Annotated in this window: 29 protein-coding genes; 11 read left to right on the plus strand and 18 right to left on the minus strand. The window is 71.1% G+C overall.

Annotation, left to right across the window (positions count from 1 at the left end; all coding sequences use genetic code 11):
- Position 1: 1 nt before the first annotated feature.
- The 4 genes from H4N58_RS10570 to H4N58_RS10585 form a co-directional block, all read right to left on the minus strand.
- The gene (locus tag H4N58_RS10570) at positions 2 to 1,450 is read right to left on the minus strand and encodes a VWA domain-containing protein (protein ID WP_167250882.1); all 1,449 of its coding nucleotides are present in this window, start codon (positions 1,448 to 1,450) and stop codon (positions 2 to 4) included.
- The gene (locus H4N58_RS10575) at positions 1,447 to 2,325 is read right to left on the minus strand and encodes a MoxR family ATPase (protein WP_167002863.1); all 879 of its coding nucleotides are present in this window, start codon (positions 2,323 to 2,325) and stop codon (positions 1,447 to 1,449) included. The genes H4N58_RS10570 and H4N58_RS10575 overlap by 4 nt, the downstream gene beginning before the upstream one ends.
- A gap of 99 nt (positions 2,326 to 2,424) precedes the next feature.
- Positions 2,425 to 3,699 carry a DUF445 domain-containing protein gene (locus H4N58_RS10580; RefSeq protein WP_243845119.1) on the minus strand — a complete coding sequence of 425 codons (1,275 nt, stop codon included), beginning with the start codon at positions 3,697 to 3,699 and terminating at the stop codon, positions 2,425 to 2,427.
- Positions 3,700 to 3,728: 29 nt separating this feature from the next.
- Positions 3,729 to 4,325 (minus strand): helix-turn-helix domain-containing protein, encoded by a 597-nt coding sequence (locus H4N58_RS10585; RefSeq protein WP_167250880.1) that lies wholly within the window; start codon positions 4,323 to 4,325, stop codon positions 3,729 to 3,731.
- A 54-nt stretch (positions 4,326 to 4,379) separates the two neighbouring features.
- On the opposite strand from H4N58_RS10585, the gene H4N58_RS10590 reads away from it, so the two are divergent.
- The 5 genes from H4N58_RS10590 to hrpA are packed head-to-tail and all read left to right on the plus strand — an operon-like array spanning position 4,380 to position 10,968.
- The gene (locus H4N58_RS10590; protein ID WP_208322333.1) at positions 4,380 to 5,015 is read left to right on the plus strand and encodes an AzlC family ABC transporter permease; all 636 of its coding nucleotides are present in this window, start codon (positions 4,380 to 4,382) and stop codon (positions 5,013 to 5,015) included.
- Positions 5,012 to 5,323, plus strand: a complete 312-nt coding sequence (locus H4N58_RS10595) for an AzlD domain-containing protein (protein WP_167002869.1) — start codon at positions 5,012 to 5,014, stop codon at positions 5,321 to 5,323. The genes H4N58_RS10590 and H4N58_RS10595 overlap by 4 nt, the downstream gene beginning before the upstream one ends.
- Positions 5,324 to 5,383: 60 nt before the next feature.
- Positions 5,384 to 6,286 (plus strand): neutral zinc metallopeptidase, encoded by a 903-nt coding sequence (locus H4N58_RS10600; RefSeq protein WP_167002871.1) that lies wholly within the window; start codon positions 5,384 to 5,386, stop codon positions 6,284 to 6,286.
- A gap of 5 nt (positions 6,287 to 6,291) precedes the next feature.
- Positions 6,292 to 7,086 carry a CPBP family intramembrane glutamic endopeptidase gene (locus H4N58_RS10605; protein WP_208322334.1) on the plus strand — a complete coding sequence of 265 codons (795 nt, stop codon included), beginning with the start codon at positions 6,292 to 6,294 and terminating at the stop codon, positions 7,084 to 7,086.
- A gap of 12 nt (positions 7,087 to 7,098) precedes the next feature.
- Positions 7,099 to 10,968 (plus strand): ATP-dependent RNA helicase HrpA, encoded by a 3,870-nt coding sequence (gene hrpA / locus H4N58_RS10610; RefSeq protein WP_167002873.1) that lies wholly within the window; start codon positions 7,099 to 7,101, stop codon positions 10,966 to 10,968.
- Positions 10,969 to 10,983: 15 nt separating this feature from the next.
- Here the strand turns inward: hrpA and H4N58_RS10615 are convergent, their stop codons facing one another.
- Complete coding sequence (locus H4N58_RS10615; RefSeq protein ID WP_167002875.1) at positions 10,984 to 11,550, minus strand: dihydrofolate reductase family protein; 567 nt, start codon at positions 11,548 to 11,550, stop codon at positions 10,984 to 10,986.
- An 82-nt stretch (positions 11,551 to 11,632) separates the two neighbouring features.
- Complete coding sequence (locus H4N58_RS10620) at positions 11,633 to 12,109, minus strand: hypothetical protein (protein WP_167002877.1); 477 nt, start codon at positions 12,107 to 12,109, stop codon at positions 11,633 to 11,635.
- An 81-nt stretch (positions 12,110 to 12,190) separates the two neighbouring features.
- Here H4N58_RS10620 and H4N58_RS10625 point away from each other — a divergent pair, with 81 nt between their 5' ends.
- Both H4N58_RS10625 and H4N58_RS10630 read left to right on the plus strand, forming a co-directional pair.
- Entirely contained in the window at positions 12,191 to 12,433 is a 243-nt protein-coding gene (locus H4N58_RS10625; protein ID WP_167250876.1) for a hypothetical protein, read from the plus strand.
- Entirely contained in the window at positions 12,434 to 12,685 is a 252-nt protein-coding gene (locus H4N58_RS10630) for a DUF427 domain-containing protein (RefSeq protein WP_167004780.1), read from the plus strand.
- A gap of 42 nt (positions 12,686 to 12,727) precedes the next feature.
- Here the strand turns inward: H4N58_RS10630 and H4N58_RS10635 are convergent, their stop codons facing one another.
- The 4 genes from H4N58_RS10635 to H4N58_RS10650 all read right to left on the minus strand — a co-directional run bounded on the left by H4N58_RS10635 (position 12,728) and on the right by H4N58_RS10650 (position 16,348).
- Positions 12,728 to 13,096, minus strand: coding sequence for an FKBP-type peptidyl-prolyl cis-trans isomerase (locus H4N58_RS10635; protein ID WP_167002882.1), 369 nt, complete (start codon positions 13,094 to 13,096; stop codon positions 12,728 to 12,730).
- 17 nt (positions 13,097 to 13,113) lie between these two features.
- On the minus strand, positions 13,114 to 13,590 hold the full coding sequence (locus H4N58_RS10640; RefSeq protein ID WP_167002884.1) for a MarR family winged helix-turn-helix transcriptional regulator: 477 nt from the start codon (positions 13,588 to 13,590) through the stop codon (positions 13,114 to 13,116).
- Positions 13,591 to 13,788: 198 nt separating this feature from the next.
- The gene (locus H4N58_RS10645; RefSeq protein WP_167002886.1) at positions 13,789 to 14,997 is read right to left on the minus strand and encodes an acyl-CoA dehydrogenase family protein; all 1,209 of its coding nucleotides are present in this window, start codon (positions 14,995 to 14,997) and stop codon (positions 13,789 to 13,791) included.
- Between the two features lie 28 nt (positions 14,998 to 15,025).
- Positions 15,026 to 16,348 (minus strand): acyl-CoA dehydrogenase family protein, encoded by a 1,323-nt coding sequence (locus tag H4N58_RS10650; RefSeq protein WP_243845118.1) that lies wholly within the window; start codon positions 16,346 to 16,348, stop codon positions 15,026 to 15,028.
- Positions 16,349 to 16,572: 224 nt separating this feature from the next.
- Here H4N58_RS10650 and def point away from each other — a divergent pair, with 224 nt between their 5' ends.
- Entirely contained in the window at positions 16,573 to 17,166 is a 594-nt protein-coding gene (gene def, locus H4N58_RS10655; protein ID WP_167002888.1) for a peptide deformylase, read from the plus strand.
- 30 nt (positions 17,167 to 17,196) lie between these two features.
- Here def and H4N58_RS10660 read toward each other — a convergent pair whose 3' ends face one another.
- Positions 17,197 to 18,012, minus strand: a complete 816-nt coding sequence (locus tag H4N58_RS10660) for an RNA methyltransferase (RefSeq protein WP_167002890.1) — start codon at positions 18,010 to 18,012, stop codon at positions 17,197 to 17,199.
- Entirely contained in the window at positions 18,005 to 18,487 is a 483-nt protein-coding gene (locus tag H4N58_RS10665; RefSeq protein WP_167002892.1) for a bifunctional precorrin-2 dehydrogenase/sirohydrochlorin ferrochelatase, read from the minus strand. The genes H4N58_RS10660 and H4N58_RS10665 overlap by 8 nt, the downstream gene beginning before the upstream one ends.
- A gap of 70 nt (positions 18,488 to 18,557) precedes the next feature.
- On the opposite strand from H4N58_RS10665, the gene H4N58_RS10670 reads away from it, so the two are divergent.
- Positions 18,558 to 19,082 carry a YbhB/YbcL family Raf kinase inhibitor-like protein gene (locus H4N58_RS10670; protein WP_167250874.1) on the plus strand — a complete coding sequence of 175 codons (525 nt, stop codon included), beginning with the start codon at positions 18,558 to 18,560 and terminating at the stop codon, positions 19,080 to 19,082.
- Here the strand turns inward: H4N58_RS10670 and H4N58_RS10675 are convergent.
- The 4 genes from H4N58_RS10675 to H4N58_RS10690 all read right to left on the minus strand — a co-directional run bounded on the left by H4N58_RS10675 (position 19,036) and on the right by H4N58_RS10690 (position 22,314).
- Positions 19,036 to 19,701, minus strand: a complete 666-nt coding sequence (locus tag H4N58_RS10675; protein WP_167002896.1) for a hypothetical protein — start codon at positions 19,699 to 19,701, stop codon at positions 19,036 to 19,038. The two genes, H4N58_RS10670 and H4N58_RS10675, sit on opposite strands and share 47 nt — an antisense overlap.
- Positions 19,702 to 19,803: 102 nt before the next feature.
- Positions 19,804 to 20,955, minus strand: a complete 1,152-nt coding sequence (locus H4N58_RS10680) for an SPFH domain-containing protein (protein ID WP_167002898.1) — start codon at positions 20,953 to 20,955, stop codon at positions 19,804 to 19,806.
- Between the two features lie 75 nt (positions 20,956 to 21,030).
- The gene (locus tag H4N58_RS10685; RefSeq protein ID WP_167002900.1) at positions 21,031 to 21,489 is read right to left on the minus strand and encodes an NfeD family protein; all 459 of its coding nucleotides are present in this window, start codon (positions 21,487 to 21,489) and stop codon (positions 21,031 to 21,033) included.
- Between the two features lie 36 nt (positions 21,490 to 21,525).
- A complete protein-coding gene (locus H4N58_RS10690; RefSeq protein ID WP_167002902.1) occupies positions 21,526 to 22,314 on the minus strand; it encodes an ABC transporter ATP-binding protein in 789 nt (262 codons plus the stop codon).
- A gap of 99 nt (positions 22,315 to 22,413) precedes the next feature.
- Here H4N58_RS10690 and H4N58_RS10695 point away from each other — a divergent pair, with 99 nt between their 5' ends.
- Positions 22,414 to 23,157, plus strand: a complete 744-nt coding sequence (locus H4N58_RS10695) for a hypothetical protein (protein WP_167250872.1) — start codon at positions 22,414 to 22,416, stop codon at positions 23,155 to 23,157.
- A 10-nt stretch (positions 23,158 to 23,167) separates the two neighbouring features.
- The gene (gene serB, locus H4N58_RS10700; protein ID WP_167250870.1) at positions 23,168 to 24,379 is read left to right on the plus strand and encodes a phosphoserine phosphatase SerB; all 1,212 of its coding nucleotides are present in this window, start codon (positions 23,168 to 23,170) and stop codon (positions 24,377 to 24,379) included.
- A 70-nt stretch (positions 24,380 to 24,449) separates the two neighbouring features.
- Here serB and H4N58_RS10705 read toward each other — a convergent pair whose 3' ends face one another.
- Positions 24,450 to 24,959: a histidine phosphatase family protein gene (locus H4N58_RS10705; protein ID WP_167002908.1), complete on the minus strand. Its 510-nt coding sequence runs from the start codon at positions 24,957 to 24,959 to the stop codon at positions 24,450 to 24,452.
- A 3-nt stretch (positions 24,960 to 24,962) separates the two neighbouring features.
- The gene (locus H4N58_RS10710; RefSeq protein WP_167002910.1) at positions 24,963 to 25,178 is read right to left on the minus strand and encodes a dodecin; all 216 of its coding nucleotides are present in this window, start codon (positions 25,176 to 25,178) and stop codon (positions 24,963 to 24,965) included.
- Positions 25,179 to 25,187: the final 9 nt, after the last annotated feature.

Consider the following 25,187-nt stretch of genomic DNA (forward strand, 5'->3'; position numbering starts at 1 on the left):
CTCAGACCGGCAGCAGCCGCGAGACCACGCCCGAGAGCTGGTCGACCGTGCGGCACTCGTGCATGTCGACGATCTGCGCGTACGCCGGCGCCACCGAGTCGCCGAGCCCCCAGCGGCTCTCGTGCTCGGGGTTGAGCCAGAAGGTCCGCCGCGCGCGGGCGGTGATCTCGCGCAGCGCGTCGAGGTCGGGGTCGAGGTGGTTGCTGCGCCCGTCGCCGAGGATCAGCACGCTCGTACGGGGTCCGAGCGCGGCGCCGTACCGGCTGACGAACGAGCGCAGCGACCGGCCGTAGTCGCTCGACGGGTGCCACGGTGCGACGTTGGCGTTCGCCATCACGCGCTCGGCGAGCGCGGCCGGGTCTGCCTCGCCGGAGGTGACCAGCTCGGTGACCTCGTCGGTGTGGTTGACGAACGCGAAGACGCGCACCTTGCTGAACTGGTCGCGCAACGCCTGCACCAGCAGCATGGTGAACCCGGCGAACCCGGCGACCGATCCCGACACGTCACAGAGCAGGACGAGCTCGGGGCGCGCCTTGCGCCGGTGCTCGTACGCCGGCTTGAGCGGCACTCCCCCGTACGACATCGAGCGGCGCAGCGTCCGTCGGATGTCGACCTGGCCACGGTTGCGGCGACGGCGGCGCGCCGACAGGCGGGTGGCGAGGCGCCGGGCGAGCGGCTGGACCGTACGGCGCAGCTCGAGGACCTGCTGGCGGTTGGCGGAGAGGAACTCGACCTGCTCCGCGTCCGGCCGTACGGCGTACTTCGCGACGCGCTCGCGGCCGCGGACCTCCGCCGTGCGTCGGGTCGCCTCGGTCTGGACGAGCGTGCGGAACCGGTCGACGTCGCGGCGGATCTCGTCCCGGTCGAGGCGCTCGACGAACCCTTCGCTGCTGCCACGGGCGGCCAGGGCGCGGACGATCGTGGTCTGTGGTCGGAGCTGCTCGAGGGTCTGGCGCGCGGACCAGCCGGACCCGGCCATCCCCGGGCCGTCGCCGCCCTGGACCTGCGCGAGCGCCTCGACTGCCGAGGCGGCGACCTGATCGAGGGCGTCGCTGCTGCCCCGCGCCAAGGCGTCGACGAGGGAGTCTCGCAAGGTCTCGACCGTGTCGGGCCGCGCGCGCTCGCCCTCGCTCTCGCGCGCACCGACGCCCACGGGGAAGTAGACGTCGAAGACCGCGTCGAACACCCGACGCTGCCCCGTACGACGGATCAGCGAGGCCGCCAGGCCTTCGCGCAGCAGGTCGCGGTCGGCGAGCGAGAGGACCTGCATCGCGCGGGCGGCGTCGACGGTCTCGCTGGTGCCGACCACGAGGCCGTGGCCGCGCAGCGACTCGACCATCGCGACCAGCCGCGCGGGAAGGCTGTCACCCGCCGCCGGTCGAGCCTGTCCCGCCGGTCGAGCCTGTCGAGCCTCCCCCGTCGGTCGAGCCTGTCGAGACCCCCCGCTCATCGTCGCGCGTCCGCCTCGTCGAGCTGCAGGTGCTTGCGGGCGCGGGCGATGTCGTCGGTGTGCTTGAGCAGGACGCCGAGGGTATCGCCCACGATCGCCTCGTCGAGGGTGTCGGCGCCGAGCGCGAGGAGCGTACGGGCCCAGTCGATGCTCTCCGAGACCGACGGCGCCTTGCGCAGGTCGATGCGGCGCAGGGCGTTGACGACGCGGACGAGCGAGGCCGACAAGACGTCATCGACCCCGGGCACGCGGCTGCGGACGATGCGCTCCTCGAGCTCGGGCTCCGGGAAGTCGATGTGCAGGAACAGGCAGCGTCGCCGCAGCGCCTCGCTGAGCTCGCGGGTCGCGTTGGAGGTCAGCACCGTGAACGGCGCATGGTGCGCGGTGAGCGTCCCGAGCTCGGGGACGGTGATCGCGTAATCGCTCAGAACCTCCAGCAGGAGGCCCTCGATCTCGAGGTCGGCCTTGTCGACCTCGTCGATGAGCAGCGTGCTCGGGAGCGCGGAGCGGATCGCCTGGAGCAGCGGCCGCGCGAGCAGGAACTCGTCCGTGAAGATGTCGTCGCGCGTCTCGTCCCACGTCTCGCCGCGGCCGGCGGTGATCCGCAGGAGCTGCTTGGCGTGGTTCCACTCGTACAGGGCCCGCGCCTCGTCCACGCCCTCGTAGCACTGCAGGCGTACGAGGTCGGCTCCGGTGGCTTGCGCGACGGCACGTGCGAGCTCGGTCTTGCCGACTCCCGCTGGCCCTTCGACGAGCAGTGGCTTGTCGAGCCGGTCGGCCAGGAACACGGTGGTCGCGACGGACGGCGACGCGAGGTAGCCCGACTCTGCCAAGCGCTCGGTCACGTCCTCGACGGAGGCGAATCTCTCACTCACGCGCCCAGCCTACGGGGCCTCTCGTCCCCGATTCGGGCAGTTCACCACCGAGAGGGCCTTCGATCGCGTGCGGAAGTGCCCGAATCGGGGACGGGACGGTCAGAGGAGGTGCGAGAGGGCGTGGATGGCGACGCCGGCCAGTGCGCCGACGACGGTGCCGTTGATCCGGATGAACTGCAGGTCGCGACCGACGTGCAGCTCGATCTTGCGCGACGCCTCGCGCCCGTCCCACCGGTTGACGGTCTCGGAGATCACCGTGGCGATCTCGTCGCCGTAGTTCGTGACGACGAACGCCGCCGTGTCGCTGAGCATCCGGTCGAGGCGCGTCTGGAGCTCGGTGTCGGTGGCGATCCGCTCCCCCGCCTCACGCAGGATCGTCTCCATCCGGCTGCGCAGCATGCCTGCGGAGTCGTCGAGCGAGTCGAGCAGCGCGTGGCGCAGGCCGCTCCACAGGGCAACCGCGACGTCGACGACGCGAGGCTGCGAGAGCACACGCTCCTTCAGGGCCTCGGCACGCGCGATCGTTGCCGGGTCGTGCTGCAGGTCCTCGGAGAGCGTCACGAGGAACGCGTCGAGGGACTGGCGTACGCGGTGCTCGGGATCGGAGCGGACGTCGTCGACCCACGACAGCGCCTCGCGATAGAGACGCGTCGAGATCTTGTCGTCGACCCACTGGGGCGTCCACCACGGAGCACGGTCGGCGACCATCCCCTCGACGGTCTCCTGGTTTTCGAGGAGCCAGCGGTGCATCTCCTCGACGCCGATGTCGACCAGCCCATGGTGAGCACCATCGCGGACGATCTCGCCGAGCGCCTGGCCCGCGGCGGGGCTGAGCTCCTCGGCCTTGAGGCGCGGGACGACGACCTCGCGGACGATCGCTGCCACGTCGTCGTCGCTGATGCGCGCGAGCCCGTCCCGAAGCACCCGCGAACCGATGTCGACGAGGCGGCGGGCGTGCTCGCGGCGCGAGACCCACTGCCCGATCCGCAAGCTGATCCGCGCGGCCTCGACCCGCTCGCGTACGACGGACTCGTTGAGGAAGTTGTCCGACACGAACTCCTGCAGGCTCGCACCAAGGGCGTCCTTGCGCTTCGGGATCAGCGCCGTGTGCGGGATCGGGAGGCCGAGCGGGTGCTTGAAGATCGCGGTCACGGCGAACCAGTCCGCGAGCGCACCGACCATCGCGGCCTCGGCGCCCGCGTTGACGTAGCCGAGCGCACCCTCCTCCCCGTACGTCAGGGCATAGACGATCGCGGCAAGCACCAGGAGGCTCGTCGCCAGCGTGCGCATGCGACGCAGCCCGCGGCGGCGTAGCTCGTCCGAACCTCCGAGAGATGCCGGCACGGTGAAGCCGAGAGCGCGCGTGTCAGTCACGGGTGCAGGCTATCGGGGATGCCCTCGCGTCAGCGCTGCTCCGAGAGCACGACGGCTGTGGTGCCCACCTCGAGCGCCTCGAAGACGTGCGGCGCGTCACCGGGGTACATCACGTAGTCGCCTGGTCCGAGCTCGACCGGCTCCGTCGACGGGCCGACGAGCGCGCGCCCACTGCTGAGGACGACGTGCTCGACGGTTCCTCGCGGGTGCGGGTCCGAGCGGCGGGGCGCACCAGGCTCTGCGGTGACGAGGTAGAGGTCCCGCCGGGCGTGAGGCGGGGACGCCGACAGCAAGGTCGCCGCGTACGCCGCCTCTCCCGCTGCGACGCGGGGCCCGTCGCCCGCCCGGACGACCTCGACGTGGGCCGCCTCCGTGTCGACCAGGTGGGAGAACGGGATGCCGAGCGCCGTGCTCAGGGCCCAGATCGTCTCCACGCTCGGGGTGGTGCTTCCCGACTCGAGCTGCGAGAGGGTCGACTTCGCCACGCCCGCCTGCTGGGCCAGCTTCGACAGACTGACACCGGCGGCGGCCCGCTCACGGCGGAGCGCCTGCGCCACGACCGCACGGAGATCCTGTTGCCGTTCGTTCGACGGGACTGCCTGTTCGCCTTGACGATCGATCCGCATGGAGTCAAGACTAGCGTCATGCGTTCGTTCTGGCGAACATTCGATCGCTCAACCGTGCAAGCCGTCCTCCCGATCTGCGTGACGGTCATGCTCGTCGGCGTCTCGTACGGGGTCACCGCAGCGGCCGCGGGCTTTCCGCTCTGGCAGGTGATCGCCCTCGCGGTCCTCGTGCTCGGCGCGTCTTCGGAGCTGCTGTTCGTCGCGCTCGTCGCGCTCGGCGCCGCCCCGGCGATCGCCGCGGGGGCTGCACTCCTCGTCAACCTCCGCACCGCCGCGTACGGCATGGCGGCGGGCCCGCTCCTTCGACCGGGAAGGGGACGACTCCTCGGCGCGCACCTCGTCAACGACGAGACAGTGGCTCTCGCCACCGCTCAGGACACGCCACGCGAGGGGCGCCGGGCGTTCTGGGCCTGCGGGATCGGCATCGCCCTCGCGTGGCCGCTCGGTGCCGGGATCGGCGTCGGTGTCGGGCAGGTGGTCCCCGACCCGAGCGACTGGGGGCTCGACGCTGTCTTCCCTGCGGTGATCGCGGCGCTGGTGCTGCCCGCGCTGCGCGAGCGTGCCACCCTCGCAGCGACCGCGGTCGGAGGGACCCTCGCTCTCGTCGGGCTCCCCCACCTCCCTCCCGGGCTCGCCCCCGTGCTGGCGCTGCTGGGTCTTGCGGTGGTTCCCCTGGCGAGGATGCGATGAGCGCCGGCTCGTTCGCGCTCGCGGTCGCGGTCCTCGGTCTCGGGACGTACGCGCTGCGGTTCGGTGGCATGGCAGCCGGGACGCGCGCGCCGATGACCGACGAGATGGAGCAGGTCGTCGACCGCGCGGTGGCGGTGCTGCTCGTGGCGGTGGCGGTGACGTCCACGTTCTACGACGGCGCGGCACCCGCAGACCTCGCGCGACCGGTCGGCGTGGCGGCCGGCGTGGTCGCCGCCGTCGCCCGCGCGTCGCTCGTGGTGGTCGTCCTCGTCGCGGCGCTGACGACGGCGCTCGTGCGTGCATGGTGACGCGGAGCCGATGCCGGGCGGCTCGACGGCGACGGGACGCGATCGCCCTAGAATCCGACCATGACGTTCAACGAAGGCGCCAACCTCGACACCAGCCAGGTCCGCAGCGGCGGCTCCAGCCGGGGCGGCGTGCTCCTCGGCGGCGGTGCCGGGTCGATCATCCTCGTCATCATCGGCCTCCTGCTCGGCGTCAACCCGTTCGAGCAGGGCGGCGGCGGCACGAGCGCCTTCGACACCTCGCAGGTCCAGCAGGCGGGTGCGAGCGACGTCGACTTCTCGCAGTGCCAGACCGGCGCCGACGCGAACCGCGACGTCACCTGCCGCGTGATCGGCACGGTCAACAGTGTCCAGGACTACTGGCGCGACGCGCTCCCCGCCGATGCCAACCGTCAGTACCGCGACTCCTACACCGTCCTCTACTCCGGCCAGACCCAGTCACCGTGCGGGACGGCCAGCAATGCGGTCGGCCCGTTCTACTGCCCGACGGACGAGCAGATCTACATCGACGCCGCGTTCTTCGACGACCTGACGACCCGGTTCGGCGCCGACGGCGGAGCCCTCGCGCAGATGTACGTGGTCGCGCACGAGTACGGCCACCACGTCCAGAACATTCTGGGCGTCCTCCAACACGCCCAGCAGGACCGTCAGGGTCCGACCTCGGGCGCCGTACGGGTCGAGCTGATGGCCGACTGCCTCGCCGGCGTCTGGGCGCACCACGCCGCGAACACCCAGGACGAGGACGGCACCACGCTGATCCAGCCGCTCACCGAGGCCGACATCGCATCCGCGCTCTCGGCCGCGGCCGCGGTCGGCGACGACCGTATCCAGGAGTCGGCGACCGGCCAGGTCAACCCCGAGAGCTGGACGCACGGCTCCGCCGAGCAGCGGCAGCGCTGGTTCACGACCGGTTACGAGGCGGGCAACCTCAACGCCTGCGACACCCTCTCCGCCCGTACGCTCTGAGCGCCGTGGCCCCCGACTTCCCCGGCCCCCTCGTCCCGGCACCCGAACCCGTCGCCGCGCCGCAGCGGCGACTGCTGAGCGCCGAGGTCTGGATCGTCCTGCTGCTCTCGCTGCTCCAGTCGGGCGTGTACGCGCTGGTGTCGCTGGTCGCCAAGCTGACCCGGGGCCCGCTGGCGGACCAGACGGCGACGCTCAACGCCTCGCGGAGCGACCGCCCGTGGCTCGACCTCACCTACCAGGTGCTCGGGATCGGGTTCGCGCTGATGCCGGTCGCGCTCGTGCTCTACCTGCTCGTACGGTCGGGCGACCGCCCGCGCCGCGTGCTCGGCATCGGCCGCGGCTCGAAGGGCGGCGACGTGGGCTGGGGCGTCGGCCTCGCGGCCCTCATCGGCATCCCCGGTCTCGCCCTCTACTTCGTGGGTCACGCGCTCGGCATCACCGCGACGATCGTCCCCAGCGCGCTCGACGACCACTGGTGGCGCGTGCCCGTCCTCATCGCGTCGGCCCTGATGAACTCCGTCCTCGAGGAGGTCATCGTCGTCGCCTACCTGATGTGGCGACTGACCCAGCTCGGCTGGAACCGCTGGGCCGTCCTCGCGACCAGCGCGGCGGTCCGCGCCTCGTACCACCTCTATCAGGGGATCGGCCCGGCGATCGGCAACGCGGCGATGGGTATCGTGTTCGGGTACTGGTACCAGCGGACAGGGCGCGTCGTCCCGCTGGTCGTGGCGCATGCGGTCCTCGACATCGTCGCGTTCGTCGGGTACGCCCTGTTCAAGGACGCGCTCAACCTTCCCTAAGGGGTTCTCGGAATGACCGTCGGCGAGCTGCGCACGCGGCTGCGCGAGGTGACGCTGCGCGACGAGCGGCGGCTGAGGCGACGCCTCGACCGTGCGGCGTCCCAGCGCGACGCCGGCCGCCGCGCCCACGAGCTCGCCGTGCTCGAGAAGGAGATCGACGCCGCCGAGCGCCGCGTCGCCTCCCGTGCGGCGTCGGTGCCGGTCCTGGAGTATCCCGCCGAGCTGCCCGTCACCGAGCGCCGCGACGACATCGCCGACGCGATCGCGGCGCACCAGGTCGTCGTGGTCGCCGGCGAGACCGGGTCGGGCAAGACGACGCAGCTGCCCAAGATCCTGCTCTCCCTCGGGCGGGGCATCCGCGGCACGATCGCCCACACGCAGCCGCGTCGCATCGCCGCCCGCAGCGTCGCCGCCCGCATCGCGGAGGAGACGAAGTCGACCCTCGGCGAGCAGGTCGGCTACGCGGTGCGCTTCGACGACCGCTCCAGCCGCGACACGCTCGTCCGGGTGATGACCGACGGCGTCCTGCTGGCCGAGATCCACGACGACCCGCTGCTCCTGCGCTACGACACGGTGATCGTCGACGAGGCGCACGAGCGGTCGCTCACGATCGACTTCCTCCTCGGCTACCTCCAGCGTCTCCTCCCCCGCCGCCCGGACCTCAAGGTCGTCATCACCTCGGCGACCATCGACCCGGAACGCTTCGCCGCGCACTTCGCGGATGCCGACGGCAACCCCGCCCCGATCATCGAGGTCAGCGGGCGGACCTACCCGGTCGAGGTCCGCTACCGCCCGCTCGCCGAGCGAGAGGACGGCGACGTCCTCGGCGCGATCGGCGACGCTGTCGACGAGCTCGGCCGTGAGTCCGACGGCGACGTGCTGGTCTTCCTCTCCGGCGAGCGCGAGATCCGCGACGCCGCCGACATGCTGCGCGACCGCAAGCTGAGACGCACCGAAGTCCTCCCCCTGTACGGCCGGTTGTCGGCGGCCGAGCAGCACAAGGTCTTCGAGCCGCACACCGGTCGCCGGATCGTCCTCGCCACCAACGTCGCCGAGACCTCGCTGACCGTGCCGGGGATCCGGTACGTCGTCGACCCCGGCACCGCTCGCATCTCCCGCTACAGCCAGCGGCTCAAGGTGCAGCGGCTCCCGATCGAGCCCGTCTCGCAGGCCAGCGCCAACCAGCGCGCCGGCCGCTGCGGCCGTACGTCGGACGGGATCTGCATCCGTCTCTACTCCGAGGAGGACTACGAGGGGCGTCCCGAGTTCACCGACCCGGAGATCCTCCGGACGAACCTCGCCGCCGTGCTCCTCCAGATGGCCTCGCTCGACCTCGGCCCCGTCGAGGAGTTTCCGTTCCTCGACCCGCCGGACCAGCGCTCGGTGCGCGACGGCGTGGGCCTCCTCGAGGAGCTCGGCGCGCTCACCGAGGGTGCAAGGGGCATGCGCTCGTCGCTCACCGAGACTGGCCGCCGGATCGCCGCGTTCCCGCTCGACCCCCGCCTCGCCCGGATGCTCGTCGCCGCGTCGTCGTACGGGGCGCTGCGCGAGATGCTCATCATCGTCTCGGCGCTGTCGATCCAGGACCCGCGCGAGCGCCCGCTCGAGGCGCAGCAGCAGGCCGACGCGAAGCACGCCCGCTTCACCGACCCGACATCGGACTTCCTCGCCTACCTCAACCTCTGGAACTACCTCCGCGAGCAGCGTCGCGAGCTCTCGGGCAACGCGTTCCGGCGGATGGTGCGCGACGAGTACCTGCACTTCCTGCGCATCCGCGAGTGGCAGGACGTCCACGCGATGCTGCGCGACCAGTGCCGTGACATGGGCCTGGACCTCAACAGCACGCCCGCCGACCCCGACCGTGTGCACCAGGCCGCACTGGCCGGGCTGCTCTCCCACATCGGCCTGCGCGAGGGTGACACCCGCGACTTCCTCGGCGCGCGCAACGCCCGCTTCGCGATCTTCCCCGGCTCCGGACTCGCCAAGAAACCACCGCAGTGGGTCGTCGCCGCCGAGCTCGTCGAGACCTCGCGCCTGTTCGCCCGTACGGTCGCGAAGGTCGAGCCGGCCTGGATCGAGCAGGAGGGTGCCCACCTCCTCAAGCGGTCGTACTCCGAGCCGCACTGGTCCCGACGCCGCGGCGCCGTCATGGCGCACGAGCGCGTCACCCTGTACGGGGTGCCCGTGGTCGCGGACCGCCTCGTCTCGTACGGGAAGGTCGACGTCGCCATCGCACGTGAGCTGTTCATCCGACACGCGCTCGTGCAGGGCGAGTGGAGCACGCACCATGCGTTCTGGGCGCACAACGCCGAGGTGCTCGCCGAGATCGAAGGCATCGAGGACCGCGTCCGCCGGCGCGACATCCGGGTGGACGACGAGGCCGTGTTCGCGTTCTACGACGAGCGGGTCGGGCCGGACGTCGTCTCGGTGCGCCACTTCGACTCGTGGTGGAAGCAGGCCCGCCGTCGCCAGCCCGACCTGCTCGACCTGACCCCGGACGACCTCGTACGAGACGATGCCGACGCGGTCGCGCTCGACGCCTATCCGACGACGTGGGAGTCGGCCGGCCTCGCGCTGCCGCTGTCGTACGCGTTCGAGCCCGACAGCGAGATCGACGGGGTGACCGTCGACGTGCCGCTGGAACGCCTTGCCGACCTCGACGAGACCTCCTTCCTCTGGGGTGTCCCGGGCTATCGCCAAGAGCTCGTCACGGCCCTGCTGCGCGGGCTGCCCAAACAGGTCCGACGTCAGCTCGTGCCGGCGCCGGACGTCGCGCGCCGTCTGATGGCGCTGCCTCTCGACACGTCGCTGCCGGTCGCCGAGGCGATGTCGGCCGGCATCCGGGCGCTGACCGGTGACCACGTGAAGCCGGAGACCTTCGACCTTGCGGCGCTGCCCCAGCACCTGCGTGTGACCTTCCGCGTGCTCGACGGGGAGGCCGAGGTCGCCCGCGGCAAGGACCTCGACAGTCTCCGCAAGGAGCTGCGGCCCAGGCTCGGCGCCACGATCGCCGCCGCGTCGAGCAGCATCGAGCGCGACGGCATCCTCAACTGGGACCTCGGCACCATCCCCTCGGAGGTCACGTCGACCAGCCGCGGCCACGAGGTCACGGCCTACCCGGCCCTCGTCGACCGCGTCACCCACGTCGACCTCCGCGTGTTCGCGTCCGCCCAGCACGCCGAGATCGCGATGCGAGCGGGCGTACGCCGGCTGCTGGCGCTCAACACCAGCTCCCCCGCCGCGCAGGTCTCGAAGGACCTCGGCACCCGCGCGCTGCTCGTCCTGGCCGGTGCCCCGTACCGGTCGACGTCGTTGCTCATGGCCGACTGCGTCCTGGCCGGCATCGACGCCGTCACCGGGCGTGCGGTGGTCCGCGACGGCGAGACCTTCGCGCTGCTGCGCGAGCAGGTGCGCTCAGAGGGGTACGCCCAGACGCTCGCAGTCGCGCGCGAGGTCGAGCGCACGATCGCCGACCTCGGATCGCTGCGCGGCGACCTCGACCAGTTCCGTACGGCCAAGCCGGAGATCGTGAAGGACATCGAGGTGCAGATGTCGTGGCTGGTCTACGACGGGTTCGTGCCGGACACCGGCCTCGAGCAGCTGCGCCACCTCCCCCGCTACGTGCGTGCTGCCGCCTTCCGGCTGCAGCACGCGGACGACCGCAGCGAGATCGACAAGCGGCACACCGTGCAGGAACTGGAGGCCCGCTTCTACGAGGTCGTCGAGACGCTGCCCGACATCGAGCGGCAGTCCGACGCGGTCCTCGCGGCGCGGTGGGCGCTGGAGGAGCTGCGCGTGAGCCTGTTCGCGCAGCGCCTGCGCACCGCGACGACGGTCTCAGCCAAGCGCGTCACGAAGCTCATCGACGCGATCTCGGGCTGAGCGTCGGCCGCGCCGTCAGTCGTCGACCCGCCCGTAGCGCTCGTAGACGACCTGCGCGCCGAACGTCCGGGTCTCGAGCAGCTCCAGCGGCACGATCTCGGTGACCGGCAGCAGGTATGGCGTGCCGCCCCCGACGACGACCGGGTGGCGGACGATGCGCAGCTCATCCAGGAGTCCGAGCTCGATCGCCTGCGCGGCCAGATCCGCACCACCGATCGAGACGTTCTTGTCGGTCGCGGCCAGCGCCGCGGTGACCTCCTCGGCCACCGACCCCTTGGCGAGCCGGGCGTTGCCCTCAACGCGGTCGAGCGTACGGCTGAAGACGACCTTCGGGAGGGCGGACCAGGCGTCGGAGAAAGCTGCCATGGACTCGGTGGCGCGCATCGCCGGGTCGGTCTCCCACACCACCATCGACTCGTACAACCTGCGGCCCAGCAGGTAGGCGCCGAGCTCGCGGACCTGCTCGAGGTGGAAGAGGAACACCTCGTCGACCGGGGCCGCCCAGCCGGGTTCGCCGGCGCGGTCGGTGATGAAGCCGTCCACCGAGACATTCATCGAATAGAGCAGGCGGGGTCGCGACATCAAGGGGTTCCTCTCAGCAGACTGCGGGACACAGGCATGACCGATGGCGGAGCGCAAACTCATCGCACGGCGTGAGGGGAACCTAGCCGATCTCGATCGGCTCCACGGAGTACGGCGAGGCCACCGGCTTCACGGTCCCGAGAGGCTCCGTGAGCGGGAGCGACGTCGTCGCCGCCACCGGCGCACCGGGCTCGCAGCCGTCGTCCCGGCCGATGACGATCGTCACCTGGAGCTCGTCGTCGGTACGGTCCTCGGCGAATCCGGCGAACTTCTCGCAGGTGGCGTCGCTCGCCTCGTAGGTAACGTCGACCGCGCGCGTGTCAGGTCGGCCGGTGACTGCGGTGACCTTCGCCGTACGGAAGCTCTCCCACGACGTGTCGATCATCGTGAGGCCGTCGAGCGCGCCGAGGCTGCTCAACGTGGCGGGTGCGGACGTCTCTGCCGCAGGCGCGGGCTCGTCGCCCCCTCCGGAGCAGGCCGAGACCGCGAGCAGCACAACGAGCGCGCTGCCCGCAGACAACGCAGCACGTCGCGCAGAACGTCCCGAGAAGGTGCTCATCACCTCTACCGTACCGGCGAGGTCCGCATCTTCTGCGCCCCCCGCCGCCACACGGGCGCACACTGGAGGATGGCCACCTGGATGCGTGAGGCGATCACCACGACCATGACGGACCTGAAGGCCTACGTCGTGCTCGACTGGGACGCGTTCGACACGTGGCTCGAGGAGGAGCACGAGATGGTCGGGCATCCTCACGACCCCTTCTCGCGCATCGACTGTCTCAGCAGCGGTCGCCACGTCGAGATCTCGCTCGACGGCGACGTGCTCGCCGACAGCCGGAGGTCGGTGATGCTGCTCGAGACCTGGCTGCCCGTCCGCTACTAGCTGCCGTGGGAAGACGTCCGTCGCGACCGGCTCGTCCCGTCCGACCGCACGTCGGTCTGCGCCTTTAAGGGCACGGCGTCGTACTGGTCGTACGAGGGCAGCGGCTCGCGCCACCGCAACATCGCGTGGACGTACCGCGACCCACGCCACGACGTGCTCCCCGTCGCGGGGATGCTGGCGTTCTTCGGCGAGCGCGTCGACCGCGTCGTCGACGGTGAGCCGCAGGAACGGCCGGTCACGCCGTGGTCCTGATCGGGCGCCGCGCGGACGCCCGACCAGGTCTGTCGACGCGGCTCAGCCGACGCCGAGCAGGTCGATGACGAAGATCAGCGGCTCACCGGACAGCGGGTGGCCGCCACCGGCGGGCCCGTACGCCTTGTGCGGCGGGATCGTCAGCTGGCGCCGTCCGCCGACCTTCATGCCGGGGATCCCCTCCTGCCAGCCCTGGATGAGGCCCTGCAGCGGGAAACGGATGGACTCGCCACGGTTCCACGAGGCGTCGAACTCGGCACCGTCACGGAACTTCACACCGACGTAGTGCACCGTCACGTAGTCGCCGGGCTTCGCCTCGGCTCCGGTGCCCACGGCGATGTCGAGGATGTCGAGGTCCTCGGGCTCGTCGCCCTCGGGGAACTCGATGACTGGCTTCTCGAGATTGCTCATGCTCCTAGCCTCCCATCTCAGTCGGCAGGTCGCTCCAGCGCGGTGTTGAGGCGGCCGAGGAGCCCGGCGAGCACATCGAGGTCGTGCTCGTCCCAGTCCTCGATGGCCCGGGCGAGCGTCGCGCGGCGTGCGGCCTGCACGGCGGCGATCCGCTCCGCGGCGACCGGCGTCAGCGAGATGAGACGGGCACGTCCGTCCGTCGGGTCGGGCACGCGCTCCACGAGACCGAGCCGCTCGAGCTGGGCGATGCCGCGACTGACGGTCGACTTGTGCACGCCGACCGCGTCAGCGAGGTCGGAGCCGCGGATGCCCCCTGCGACAGGCGAGCGGGTGTCGGTGATCGCGACGAGCAGCATGTATGAGGCGAAGTCGAGCTCAGGGTGGATCTGCGCGATCGTCCCGAGGCCACGCAAGCGGGAGCGGCGCAGCAGCCTGGTCACCTCGTACTCGACGTCGTGCGTCAGGTCGAACGGCACCTGGGAGGGCGTGGTCATGGCGACAGCTCCGGTTCGATGCGGGAGGGGCACCCACGGCGGTCCGACGCGGGCCGCCCTCGCGGTCAAGGCAAGACTAGCCAGGAAGGAGCCGATCAGATCGCCGATGTCACGACCCCGGCCGATCTGCACGACTCCGGGCGCACCCCAGCCCCGGCGCGGGGGATACGGCCGGGGCTGGGGGCGTTCGAGGAGCGCCTACCGCAGCTCGGCCGAGCTGAGGCCGAGCACGCGGCGCGCGACGATGAGCTGCTGGATCTGCTGGGTGCCCTCGAAGATGTCGAGGATCTTGGAGTCGCGCGCCCACTTCTCGAGGAGCTCGTCCTCGCCGTAGCCGAGCGTGCCGACCAGTTCGACGCACGTCAGCGTGATCTGGTTGCCGACACGGCCGGCCTTCGCCTTGGCCATCGAGGCCTCGAGCGAGTTGGGCATGCGGTTGTCCGCCATCCACGCCGCCTCGAGCGTCAGGAGGTGGGCGGCCTCCCAGTCGGCCTCCATCCGCAAGAACGTGGCGGCGGCCGCCGACTGCGTCAGCGCCGGCCGGTCGTAGTCGACGACGACACCGGCGTCCTCGAGGATCTCGCGCGTACGGTCGAGTGCCGCGCGTGCGCAGCCCACCGCCATCGCCGCGACGAGCGGGCGCGTGTTGTCGAAGGTCTGCATGACCCCCGCGAACCCCTTGTCGACGTTGACCTCCGGGTCGCCGAGAAGGTTCTCGGCGGGCACCCGGCAGTTGGCGAGCACGATCGTCGCCGTGTCGGACGCCTTGATGCCGAGCTTGTGCTCGAGCCGCTCGACAGTGATGCCGGGCAGCGACTTCGGGACCACGAACGACTTGATCGCCGCCCGGCCGAGCGTCTTGTCGAGCGTCGCCCACACCACGACGGCGTCGCTCCGCTCGCCCGACGTCACGAAGATCTTCTCGCCGTTCAGGATGTACGCGTCGCCATCCTTGACGGCCGTGGTCGTGATCGCCGCGGAGTCGGAGCCGCAGCCGGGCTCGGTGATCGCCATCGACGCCCACATGCCCTTGAAGCGCTCGAGCTGCTCATCGGTCGCGACCGAAGCGATCGCGGAGTTGCCGAGACCCTGTCGCGGCATCGACAGCGTCAGGCCCACGTCGCCCCAGCAGGTCTCGGCCACCGACAGCACGGACGACATGTTGGATCCGTTGCGGACGCCCTCGCCCTTGTCGCTGGATCGGCGCACCCCTGTGGCGCCGGCCCCCTGTCCCGCTCCGGAGTCACCCATGCCGTCGACGATCGCCGCGAGGATGTCGAGCTCCTTGGGGTACGCGTGCTCGGCGAGGTCGTACTTGCGCGAGTTGGCACGAAGGAACTCCGTCGCGACCCGGTGGGCCTGCTCCACGAAGGTACGGAACTTCTTCGGCGTCTCGAGATTGATCATCTGCTGTTCTTCCTGTTCTGCGGTCTCCTCAGACGAGGAGGCCGCCCTCCATCACGCCGACGGCCCGCAGGTCCCTGTACCAGCGCTCGACCGGGTGCTCCTTGGTGAACCCGTGCCCACCGAGGAGCTGGACGCCATCGGTGCCGATCTTCATGCCGTACTCCGCGCAGAGGCGTCGCGAGAGCGCGGCCTCGCGGGCGAAGGGCTTGCCGAGATCGGCGCGCGAGGCAGCGCGCAGCGTCGTCAACCGCGCACCCTCGAGCTCGATCGCCATGTCGGCGACCATGAAGGCGACGCCCTGACGGTGCGCGACGGGCTCACCGAAGGCCTTGCGCTCCTTGACGTACGGGGTGACGTAGTCCAGGACCGCACGCATCGTGCCGAGGGCCAGACCGCTCCAGGCGATACGGGCGAGGCGCACCGAGTCGGCGTAGCCGTCGACGCTCTCCGCGAGCAGAGCCTCCGGACCGACCGCGACTCCGTCCAGCACGAGACGTGACAGCGACGCGGCGCGAAGCCCCATCGACGGATCCGTCTCGATGACCAGGCCGGGTGTGCTGGACTCGAGGACGAACAGGCCGTGCCGGCCGTCGTCGAGCCGCGCGGCGACCACGAACAGCTCGGCGGCGGCGCCACGGATGACTCCCGACTTCACGCCATCGAGCACGAAACCGCCCGGCACCTTGCGGGCGGTGGTGCGCAGCGTCATCGGGTCGAACAGCGCGCACGGCTCGGCGACCGCGAGCGCGGCGGCCGGGACGTCGGCACCGGTGAAGGCCGGAATGTACGTCGCCTGCTGCGCGGAGTCGCCCCACAGGCCGATCGCGGTGGCCACGGCGCCTGGCGCCAGCAGCGAGGCGCCGATGCCCATGTCGCCCTTGCCCAGCGCCTCGGCGACGAGGGCGCCGGTCGTCGCGGAGCGCTCGGCGGCCAGGCCGCCGAGGTCCTCGGGGAGTCCCATGAGGGTGAGGCCGAGCTCGCTCGCGTGGGCGGTGACGTCGCTCGGGGTCTCGTTGGCGGCCTCGGCCTTCTCGACCGACGGCCGGACCACCTCGCGCGCGAACTGGTCGACCAGGCCGACCATCATCTGCTGGTCCTCGGTGGGCGTCAGGTCGAAGACGCCGCTCCCCTGCGCCGCCGTAGGGCGTACCGGGGCGCCCTTGCCGGGAGCCCGGGTGAACCCGCGGCTGACGGCGGCCGCCGTACGGAAGCCGACGCGCGCACCGTGGTAGACCACCTGCTCTGACGGTCCCCGGAGGTTGAGCCGGTCGAGGACGGGAAGTGAGGCGATCCGGTTGAGGACGGCGAGCCCCTTGCTCATCGGGTCTCGGCGCGTCGAGTGCGCTGTCACAGCGTCTCCTGGTGGGTCATAAGGGTAGGACGTACCCCTACTGTAACTGCGAGTTGCACGCTTGCGCACCTCGGCCCACCATCGACGCGAGAACGTGACCATTGCGATGTCACATCACCTGAGTGACATGGTGGGGAAGGTGGGCGGACACCCTGCTCCGTAGGGTCGGATACCCTTCCCAGGTCAGTGCCCCCAGGCCGTCGAACGCCGTGAAGGAGCCCCCGTTGTCCGTGACCTTGCCCTCCGGTGGCACCGTACGCCCGATCACCCGGTGGGGTGAGCCCGTGATGCACCACAAGCTGCAGCCGGTGACGGAGTACGACGAGGCCCTCGAGACGCTCGTCGCGGACATGTTCGCCACGATGTACGCGGCCGAGGGCGCAGGCCTGGCCGCCAACCAGATCGGGGTGGACCTCCAGGTCTTCGTGTTCGACTGCACCGACGGGGCCGGCAAGCGCGTCGTCGGCGTGGTCTGCAACCCGGTGCTGACCCTCCCCGAGACGGGTGACCGCAACCTCGACGACAGCGAAGAGGGCTGCCTGTCACTGCCGGGCGCCTACACCTACTGCGCGCGTCCCGACTGGTCGCAGGTCGACGGCACCGACCACACCGGTGCTCCCGTGACGTACGTCGGCGAGGGCGGCACGCTCGCACGCTGCCTGCAGCACGAAACCGACCACCTCATGGGCACCGTCTTCGGAGACCGGGTGCCGTCGCGGGCCCGCAAGAAGCTCTACAAGCAGGCCGAGGCGATCGCCGAGGACTACCCGGCCGCGTGGCCCGCCGTGGCCCGGGTGAGCAGCGCGCACGACCTCTGACGCCCGTCCCCCGCTGGCGGATCGAGCCCCCTAGTCGCCCGACGGGCCCAGCGCCCAGCAGGCGACGGCGGTCGCCGCGGCGACGTTGAGCGAGTCGATCCCGGCCGCCATCGGGACGGTCACGCGCACGTCCGCGCTGCGGGTCCAGTGCGGTGACAGGCCGTCGCCCTCCGAGCCGACCATCAGCGCGATCTTGTCCCCCGCTCCAGCCGCGGCCACCTCCCGCAGGTCGCGGGCATCGTCGGCCAGCGTCATCGCCAGGCTCGTCCACCCGTGCTCGCGCAGCAGCGTCGGAAAGCCGTACCAGTCGTCGACCCGCGCGTACGGAAGCCAGAACACCGACCCCATCGAGACCTTGATCGCCCGCCGATAGAGCGGGTCGGCGCAGCGCGGCGAGAGGACCACGGCGTCGAAGCCGAGCGCAGCCGCGCTGCGGAAGACGGCCCCGATGTTCGTGTGGTCGACGAGGTCCTCGGCCACGACGACGCGGCGCGCCCCGGCGAGCACCTCCTCCACCGACGCGACCGGGCGCCTGTCGAGGCTCGCCAGCGCACCGCGGTGCACATGGAAGCCGGTCACCCCCTCGATCGCCTTCTCGCTCATCACGTACACCGGGGCGTCGGCCGTCTCGAGCACGTCGGACAGGGTCTCCAGCCAGCGCGGCGCCATGAGGAACGACCGTGCCTGGTGCCCCGACTCGAGCGCACGGCGGACGACCTTCTCGCCCTCGGCGATGAACACGCCGCGCTCGGACTCCAGGAGCTTGCGCAGCTGCACGTCGCGCAGGTCCACGTAGTCGCGCAGCCTCGGGTCGGACGGGTCGGCGACCTCGACGATGTCAGCCATCGTTTTCGTCACGCAGTGCGGCGACGAGCCGGTCTCGGGTCCGCGCCGAACGGGCGGGGTCGCGGTTGGACAGGACGGCGACCGTCGTCTCGTCGACGTGCCCGACCGCAGGCGTCCATGCCGTCCCCAACGGGGCATCGTCGGCACGGACGCAGAACACGCGGGCGGCGTCGGCCTCCTCCAGCACGGCGGCATTGACCGCGGGCCGGTCCGTCGACGCCATCGCGTACCAGGCTCCCGCCAGGTCGCCCGGCTCGTACGCGCGCTCCACGAGCGCGACGTCGCCGCGGTCGGCGGCCTCGCGGATGAGCGGGTCCACCTCGGGCGACACCACGGTCAGCGCGGCACCCGCCTCGAGGAACGCCGGCAGCCGGCGCGCCGCGACGTGCCCCCCGCCGACGATGACGACACGGCGCCCCGCGAGAACGAGGCCTGAGGGGTACGGCGGATGGGTGAGTCCGGGTCCGTGGTTCACTCCCCGATGTTATCGAGGCGCCTCACCCGATAGCGTCGGCGGACAAGCCCGCACGACCCAAGGAGATGCGATGAGCCTCGACCGTCCGGTGACACCGAACCCGTACGACTTCCTCCCTTCGGTCCCGTCCTTCACCCTCACGAGTACGGAGCTGAGCGACGGCGACGCGCTGAACGAGGCGCAGGTGTACTCGGCCGGCAACCGGTCTCCCCAGCTGTCGTGGGAAGGATTCCCCGACACCACGAAGAGCTTCGTCGTCACCTGTTTCGACCCGGACGCACCCACCCCGTCGGGTTTCTGGCACTGGGTCCTCGTCGACGTCCCCGGGCACATCCGCTCACTCGAGTCGGGCGCCGGCTCCGGCGGCATCGTGCCGGCAGGAGCGTTCCACGTCCGCAACGACTTCGGCACGGCAGACTTCGCGGGGGCGGCGCCGCCCGAGGGCGACCGGCCGCACCGCTACTACTTCGTCGTGCATGCGGTCGGTCAGGAGCAGCTGGGCGTCGACGAGAACGCGACGCCCGCCGTGGTCTCGTTCAACCTCGCGTTCAAGACGCTGGCACGGGCGACACTTCTCGGGACGTATCAGCACTGATCAGACGCTCGCAGTCGGCGATGGCCTCGGCGAGCATCCGGCGCAGCACGGAGTCGGAGTCGGTGCTGACCGAGCGTACGACGCCATCGACGCTGTTGAGCACGATCCGGGGAGCCGCGCGACGGGCGAAGTGCTTCGGGTGCGTCGTCAGGCCCCGGCGGAAGCCTCGCGCCCACTGCTCGGCGCTGGGCGCCTGCGCGAAAGCCTCGCCGATCAGCGGCGCGAACTCCTCGGGAAGCGACGTCTCCGTCTCCTCCAGGTAGCGCTCGCAGGCGAGGAGCCCGACGGCCAGCGCCCGCTGATGGGCACGGGGCGACAGCGGGAGCGCGATCGTGGCCGCGCGGATGCAGATCGCGGCGTGGAGGCGCGGATCGGGACTGTTGAGACCGACGACGCGTGGCACGAGCTCCACCATCGTGACGCGGGTGTCGTCGGTGACGTTGTCGTTGACCAGGCGAGCGAGCCCGGCCAGCAGGGGGTGCGTACACGCCGGCTGGTCGCTCCACTTCTCGCCGGCGAGATACGACGCGAACTCCATGAAGCATGCCCCCTTGCGGGGGTTCCGGTGCTTGCCCGGTGAGAGCACAGGGACGAGCTCGGGGACGCTGCTAGACCGCATGGCGACCTCCTGAGGAGGGGCTGTTCTGACCTTTTCCTCAGTGTGCGCCCGATCTGGCGGCAGCGCCACTGCGCTGCCACCCGATCTCGAACGGGTCGGGCGTCAGCCCTGTGAGCCCGGGGGCTCTTCCCAGATCTCGGTGGTGTCGTCCTCCCACGCCTCGACGGGCTCCTCGCCGGCGCGCTGCTCCTGAGCCGGCGGCACCGCGCGCTGGACCTCGGGGGTCGCGGCCGCCTTGGCGGCCTCCAGCGCCTCGTCCACCGCGCGGTGCGCCGCACTCAGATCGGGCTCCACGATCTCGGCCGCCGGCGCCTCGTCGTACGAGACACGCCTGCGCGGACCCTCGGACATCGCCGGGATCTGGCCGACCGCGGCGCCGAGGCCCTTGAGGGCGTCGCCGACCTCGCTCGGGATGATCCAGAGCTTGTTGGCGTCGCCCTGGGCGATCTCGGGGAGCATCTGAAGGTATTGGTAGGCCAGCAGCGACTGGTCGGGCTGGCCGTCGTGGATCGCCTGGAAGACGGTCGAGATCGCCTGCGCCTCGCCCTGCGCGGTGAGGATCTGCGACTCGCGCTTGGCCTGGGCGCTGAGGATCTGGGCCTCGCGGTCACCCTCGGCCCGAAGGATCTGCGACTGCTTCTCGCCCTCGGCGGTGAGGATCGCGGCCTGACGGCTGCCCTCGGCCTGAAGGATCGCGGCGCGCTTGTCGCGGTCGGCGCGCATCTGCTTCTCCATCGAGTCCTTGATGGACGGCGGCGGGTCGACACCCTTGAGCTCGACACGGTTGACGCGGATGCCCCACTTGCCGGTGGCCTCGTCGAGCACCCCGCGCAGCTTGGTGTTGATCTCGTCGCGGCTGGTGAGCGTCTGCTCGAGCGTCATGCCGCCGATGATGTTGCGCAGCGTCGTCATCGTCAGCTGCTCGATCGCCTGGATGTAGTTGGAGATCTCGTACGTGGCGGCGATCGGGTTGGTCACCTGGAAGTAGATGACGGTGTCGATCGAGACGACCAGGTTGTCCTCGGTGATCACCGGCTGCGGCGGGAACGACACGACCTGCTCGCGGAGGTCGATCTTGAACGAGACCTTGTCGACGAACGGGGTGATGACGTTGAGGCCCGCGTTGAGCGTCGTCTTGTACTTGCCGAAGCGCTCGACGATCCCCGCACGTGCCTGCGGGACGATCTGGATCGACTTGGCGAGGACGACGACGACGGCGATCGCGAGAAGGACCAGGATGATCAGGACGGCCATGGGGCTCCTCGAGCTTCGGAGACGATGCCCCGGACACTAGCGCACGACCCGCCCATTCCCGAACCCGCTCCCGGGTCACTCCTCCGGGTACACCACCGCGGTCGCGCCGTCGATCTCGAACACCGCGACGCGGGTGCCTTCCTCGATCGTCACGCCTGGGTCGAACGCACGCGCCGACCACGTCTCTCCCCCGAGCTTGACCTGCCCCTGCGTCGCGTCGACGGTGCTCAGCGCGACCCCGGACGCGCCGACAAGCGCCTTCGTCCCGGTCTTGAGGTCCGGGCCGGTGTGCAGCCGTTTGACCATCGACGGACGCGCGAGCAGCAGCATCGCGAGCGAGACCGCGATCGCGATGACCGCGCTCACCGCCACCGATGCTCCCAGCGCCGCCGTGCCCGCACCGGCGAACGCACCGACCGCGAGCATGAGGAGCACGAGGTCGAGGCTCAGCAGCTCAGCGGTCGCGAGCAGCAGCCCTAGCCCGAGCCAGCCCGCCCAGGCGTTGTCCCCGAGCCACTCCCAGAAGCCGTTCATGACGGCGACTCTAGGGGACGCGAGGGGCGTACGAGGTCAGCGTGGCGCGCGACGTGCCGCGTAACGACCGTCGCGCTCCTCGAGGATCAGCGGCATGTGGAACGTGATCGCGAGGTTCTGGGCGGTGAGGGTCTCGGCGATCGCCCCCTTGGCGGTGACCTTGCCGTCACGCAGCATCAGCACGTGGGTGAAGCCCGGGGGGACCTCCTCCACGTGGTGCGAGACCAGCACGAGCACCGGCGCCTCGGGGTCACGCGCGAGCTTGCCGAGGTTGGAGACGAGATCCTCGCGGCCACCGAGGTCGAGACCCGCGGCCGGCTCGTCGAGGAGCAGCAGCTCAGGATCGGTCATCAGCGCGCGCGAGATCAGGACGCGCTTGCGCTCGCCCTCGCTGAGCGTGCCGAAGGTCCGGTCGACGAGTCGCTCGACCCCCATCAGCCGCAGGATCAGCAGTGCGCGCGCCTCGTCGAACTCCTCGTACTCCTCGCGCCAGCGGCCTGTCACCCCGTACGAAGCGGTGATAACGACGTCGAGGACCCGCTCGGACTTGGGGATGCGCTCGGCGACGGCGGCGCTCGTGTAGCCGATGCGCGGCCGCAGCTCGAAGACGTCGACCGCGCCGAGGATCTCCCCGAGGACGGTCACCGTCCCCTCGCTCGGATGCATCTGGGTCGACGCGAGCTGCATCAACGTGGTCTTGCCAGCGCCGTTGGGTCCGAGGAGGACCCAGCGTTCTCCCTCGCTCACGGTCCAGCTGACGTCGTCGAGCAAAGTGTGGGTGCCGCGTCGTACGGTGACGTCGGCGAGCTCGAGCACGGGCGCCATGCACTACTCCTGCACGTTGGGGTGGGCGCCCCCAACCTACGGCACCCAAAGGGCGACCGCCTGACGCGGGTTGTCCCTCGACGTCCTAGGCTCGTCGTCGTGCCCACGTTGTCCCGTTCCGCACGCTGGGTCTGCTGGTTCAACGCCTGGCTCGCGGGTGCCGCACCGCTCGAGACCGCCGTCGACGCCGTCCGCGCAGACGACGCGGCGCACCATGTCCTCGGCACGCCCAGCGGCGCGCCCGCCGACCCTCCGCCACCCGAGCCGCTCCTGCTCGCCTGGGGTGCGCTGCGCCGCGCCGGAGCGACCGGGGCGAGCCTCGCCCTCCCCGAGCCCGGCGACCCGTACGGTCTCGCGGGGCCGGCGGCGTTCACGGCCGCGGCGACCGACGCAGGCGAGGCGGTGATGGTCGACGGCACGGGCATCGGGCTCGTTCCGGAGGTGATCGGGAGCGGGGTCTTCTGGCACCGGTACGAGGCCAACCCCGCCCCCCACGGCACAGGGCTCGCCGAAGCGTCGCGCGACCTCCGGACCGAGCTGGCCGTCACCGCCGACGAGCTCCTCGACCTCGATGTCGCTCGCTGGCAGCCGGAGGTCCGCGAGGCGCTCTCAGGTATCCGCGGCACCACCGAGCCGCTCCTCGCGCCGGGCTACGCACCACGTGCCGAGGAGCTCGCGGCCACCGCCCAGCGTTGCCTGGCCATCGCCGACCTCGCGACCGCGACCGAGTCCGGGGCCGTCACCGCGTGGGAGGTCGACGCCCGCGGTACGCACCTGCGCAGCCTCGCCCGAACGGCACGGCACGCGCTGGTCGCCGCCTGCAACGCCGGTCGGCCCCGATAACCTCGGAGCCGTGAACGAGCCCGTCACCACCCCGACCGCACCGCTCGACGGCCCCACCGTCTCCGTGACACTGCTGGGGCGTGACCACGCCGGTGTGACCGCGCGGCTGTTCGAGGCGTTCGCGACGTATGACGTCGAGGTGATCGACGTCGAGCAGATCGTGCTACGCGGACGCCTCGTCCTCGCGGTGCTGCTCACGGCCCCGCTCGACCGCGCGGGGTTCGAGCGGACGCTCTCCGCCGTGGCCGACGAGCTCGGGATGGAGCTCGACCTCGCGTACGGGCAGGGCGACAACCGGGGCCGCCGGCGCGGGCGCAGCCACGTCACCGTCCTCGGCGCCCCCCTCCTGCCGGCGGCGTTCGCCGCGGTCACCGCACAGGTCGCTGCCGCCGGCGGCAACATCGACCGGATCGTCCGGATGGCGCGCTACCCCGTGACCGCGATCGACCTCGACGTCTCCGGCGCCGAGCCCGAGGCGCTCCGGCGCGCGCTGGCCCTCGAGGCGGCGCGCCAGAACGTCGACGTCGCCGTGCAGCCGCTCGGCATCCACCAGCACGCCCAGCGGCTGGTCGTCATGGACGTCGACTCCACGCTCATCCAGGGCGAGGTGATCGAGATGATCGCCGCGCACGCCGGGTACGAGGCGGAGGTCGCCGAGGTGACCGCGGCGGCGATGCGCGGCGAGCTCGACTTCGCGGACTCGCTCGCGCAGCGGGTCGCACTCCTCGGAGGAGTCGACGCCAGCGCGCTCGACCAGGTGTACGGGGCGATCCAGCTCGCGCCCGGCGCCCGCACGATGATCCGGACGCTCAAGCGGCTCGGCTACCGCTTTGCGCTGGTCTCCGGTGGCTTCACGCAGATCATCGACAAGCTCGCCGCCGACCTCGGCATCGACTACTGGGCGGCCAACACGCTGGAGGTGGCCGACGGGAAGCTGACGGGCCGCGTCACGGGGCCCGTGGTCGACCGCGCGGGCAAGGCAGCGGCGCTGCGCCGGTTCGCCGACGCCGCCGGCATCTCGCTCGCCAACACGGTCGCGATCGGCGACGGCGCCAACGACCTCGACATGCTCGAGGCCGCAGGGCTCGGGATCGCGTTCAACGCCAAGCCCGCCGTACGGGATGCCGCTGACACCTCGTTGTCCGTCCCGTACCTCGACGCGATCGTCTTCCTCCTCGGCATCACCCGCGAGGAGGTCGAGGCGGCGGACGCCCTCGCCTGACCCGCAACCCCTCCCGGGACGTCATACGGATCGAGGGTCGGAACCCTCGATCCGTATGACGTCCCGGGGGTCAGCGGGGCGACGGGGCGAGGTAGTCCTCGAGCCGCATCGTCCGTGGATCGATGTCGAACCAGTCCCCGTCGTACGTCAGCACGGCGGCGGCCGACGTCGGGAAACCACGGTCGCCGTACGCCTTCCACGCGCCGTTGTGCGTCCCGTCGTGGAGCATCCAGACGAGGTCGCCCATCGACGGGTTGTGCCCGACGACGACGATCGTGCTTGGCTCGCCGTCGACGGCACGCACCTCTTGAAGGACCCGGTGCGCGCTGGCCTCGTACAGGCTCGGGGGGTACGCCACGTGGGCCGGTGCGAGGCCGAGCGACGCGTTGACCTCGTCGAACGTCTCGCGCGTCCGTACCGCCGGCGAGACGAGCGCGAGCGCGGTCCCGGTCACGAAGTCGGTGAGCTGCTCACCGCGGCGCCGGGCGTCGTCGTGACCGCGCCGCGTCAGCGCCCGGGCCAGGTCGGTGGACGCCGACCCCTCGGCCTTGGCGTGCCGGACCACGACCAGCTGCTTCACGAATTACTCGTCGTCCTCGAGGCGGAACCCGATCTTGAGGGTGACCTGGTAGTGATCGACCCGGTCTCCCTCGATGTGCCCGCGAATGCCCTCCACCTCGAACCAGTCCAGGTGACGCAGGGTCTTCGAGGCCCGCTCGATGCCGTTGGTGATCGCGTCGGAGACGCCCTCGGTCGAGGTGCCCACGATCTCGGTGATGCGGTACGTACGGTTCGTCATACTGCCCAT

The organism is Mumia sp. ZJ1417, from assembly GCF_014127285.1.
Taxonomy (GTDB): Bacteria; Actinomycetota; Actinomycetes; order Propionibacteriales; family Nocardioidaceae; genus Mumia.